The sequence below is a fragment of the Acinetobacter lwoffii genome (assembly GCF_022809915.1).
Taxonomy (GTDB): domain Bacteria; phylum Pseudomonadota; class Gammaproteobacteria; order Pseudomonadales; family Moraxellaceae; genus Acinetobacter; species Acinetobacter lwoffii_M.
The window spans coordinates 1-2,270 of sequence record NZ_JALGQY010000072.1; the positions used below are offsets into that span (position 1 = coordinate 1).

Below are 2,270 nucleotides of genomic sequence, written 5' to 3' on the forward strand. Positions count from 1 at the left end.
TGGTTTGAGATTCAATTTAATCGCTGGAATCTACAACTTGGAACTGAGCAAAAAATGATTTATGAAAGAGGTCTAATAAAAAGCTATGTATAAAGTAAATGATGCGACAGTGTTTGACAGAAACCCATGTCTTTCTACAGGAGAATAATATTAAACTAGCTCATTCTTAAAACTTGATTTTGAAAAAGCATGAAAATTTTTCCCAAAGTCATAATATTCGATGCTTTTGGCACGCTAGTTAAAATTAAAACGGGCCGTTCACCTTATCGCAAACTCATGATATGGCTAAAAGAAAATGGAAGAAAACCACATCCTAATGACGCTAAATTAATTATGTCTAATAACGTGAATATTCAGCAATTGGTAGAATTATTTGGCTATGTCATACCGATACAACTGCTCAATGAAATTGAGGAGGATCTTCAAAATGAGTTGAGGGATATTGAACTATATGAAGATACTATTTCCACACTTAAAAAATTAAAAAATAGTGGTTATAAGCTTGCACTATGCTCCAACTTGGCTAGATATTATGGTGAGCAGCTGAAAAAGCTGATTCCCGATTTATTTGGTTTAATTGTTTTTAGTTACGAAGTTGGTCATATCAAACCAGAACAGGACATTTATGAAATGATACAAATTCATTTCAAATGTGATATGAAAGAAATGTTATTTATCGGAGATCATCCTGTTCTAGACGTGGGAAAACCAATTTCGCTTGGTATGAATGCAAGAATAATTAACCGTCATCAAGAACAAAATCTCTTTGATGTATTAGGTGACTTAATCTCAAGCTAGTAAATTTTTGTCACTCATTTTGACATTTCATAAAACTATTTAAAAACAGAAATATCACCAGTCCGACCCTTGCTTTACCACCTGAGCTTTAGTTTTTTTGTTATTACCTGATGCTCTTTTACGAACTTTACCTTGAAGTTTAAGTAATTCAATTGGTGACAATGGCACGTCCGGTATTAAAACATTAAAATTATTCAGCATATTTAATGCCCCTAAAATGGCGATTAAGTCTGAAAGTTTAGCATCACCTTTTTCAGCATTTAACACCGTTCTACGACTCACCCAAGCTTTACTTGCCACTTCTGCTTGTGTCATATCTAGATTCAATCTAATACGTTTTAAGCGCGCTCCAAGAACTTCTGCTATATATAATGGACTATCATTTTCTGAATACATCATTCTTTATTACTCTCAAGTATTTTTATAAATTTGCACATAAGAAATTCAAGTCATTAAGTCCACATATTGCACATAAGTCCTTAAATTTACCAGTTCTGTGCAATTTTTTGCACATAACAAAGTATGTATTTCAATGGAGCTCAAACGGGGCTGAACGAGGGTATCAGCGAGAGCTGTTCCATTGGCTCAATTTGAGCTTTTCTTCTTTATAAATAAAATAAGAAATAGAATAATTAATATATTTAGCGTTTAACAAATTTTTAATACTTTTAATTTTTTTTCACATTTTACTAAGATTTATTGAGGCAGGCCTTGACGCTCTTTCAGATACTGGATAATCTTGTTTTACACAGCAAAATCTGTGTGCAGGCGTGGAAACCTGATATCATCCAAGAGTGCAATTAAAGTCGCTTATGCGGCATTTTTTTTTGCCCACTGTGACGCAGTCGTAATGGCAGCTTGACAGGGCAGCCTAGTGCTGGCCGTACTCTTGGAACGGTATTTCCACCCCTGTTACGCTGCCACCAAATACTCTATGTGGAAATGGAGTTGGTGGTATGTTCAATTAGACCAAGAGCATACGACTATGAATATTCAATTCAATGGTGCAAACCCTTGCACGCCAAAAAACCTTGCTAAGCAACTGATTGTTGATGCCGCTAAAATTTTAAATCACGCACAACGTCAAGCATTACTCGATATTTTTAAAACTTTAGATCAAGCTGAAAAATCAACATCCGACACTTTAGAATTTCTCCAAAAATCTGAACCTAAACCCCAAAAATATTCTGAGAATTTTGTTTATCAAGATGAGTACGCTGAAAATGAATTCAATCAAGAATATTGGTCAGGTCAGCATTGTGATTCATATAGCCAAGAATATCCCGAAGATTGGGTGAAACGAACTCAACAGCGCCCTCGTCATACATCTTTTACTCCTAATTACTAAGTTTAGGAGAATATTCATGACAAAGAAAACCAAATTATTGGTGCAAGGGGTAGTGTTCAAAAAACTGTGTCATTTCCTTAAACTGTTAAAAACAGGAATGATGCATTATGGCAACTACATTTGA

The 2,270-nt window shown here is 34.5% G+C and carries 3 protein-coding genes; 2 read left to right on the forward strand and 1 reads right to left on the reverse strand.

Going from position 1 to position 2,270, the window contains the following annotated elements:
* Positions 1-189 precede the first annotated feature (189 nt).
* The gene (locus MTX11_RS16385) at positions 190-798 is read left to right on the forward strand and encodes an HAD family hydrolase (RefSeq protein WP_243475605.1); all 609 of its coding nucleotides are present in this window, start codon (positions 190-192) and stop codon (positions 796-798) included.
* A gap of 54 nt (positions 799-852) precedes the next feature.
* Here the strand turns inward: MTX11_RS16385 and MTX11_RS16390 are convergent, their stop codons facing one another.
* Positions 853-1,197, reverse strand: coding sequence for a helix-turn-helix transcriptional regulator (locus MTX11_RS16390; protein ID WP_243475606.1), 345 nt, complete (start codon positions 1,195-1,197; stop codon positions 853-855).
* 586 nt (positions 1,198-1,783) lie between these two features.
* Here MTX11_RS16390 and MTX11_RS16395 point away from each other — a divergent pair.
* Positions 1,784-2,146 (forward strand): hypothetical protein, encoded by a 363-nt coding sequence (locus MTX11_RS16395; protein WP_243475607.1) that lies wholly within the window; start codon positions 1,784-1,786, stop codon positions 2,144-2,146.
* Positions 2,147-2,270: the final 124 nt, after the last annotated feature.

Bases quoted from the DNA above. Each gene is read 5' to 3' on its own strand.
- MTX11_RS16385 (WP_243475605.1), top strand. From the start codon at position 190: ATGAAAATTTTTCCCAAAGTCATAATATTCGATGCTTTTGGCACGCTA.
- MTX11_RS16390 (WP_243475606.1), bottom strand. From the start codon at position 1,197: ATGATGTATTCAGAAAATGATAGTCCATTATATATAGCAGAAGTTCTT.
- MTX11_RS16395 (WP_243475607.1), top strand. From the start codon at position 1,784: ATGAATATTCAATTCAATGGTGCAAACCCTTGCACGCCAAAAAACCTT.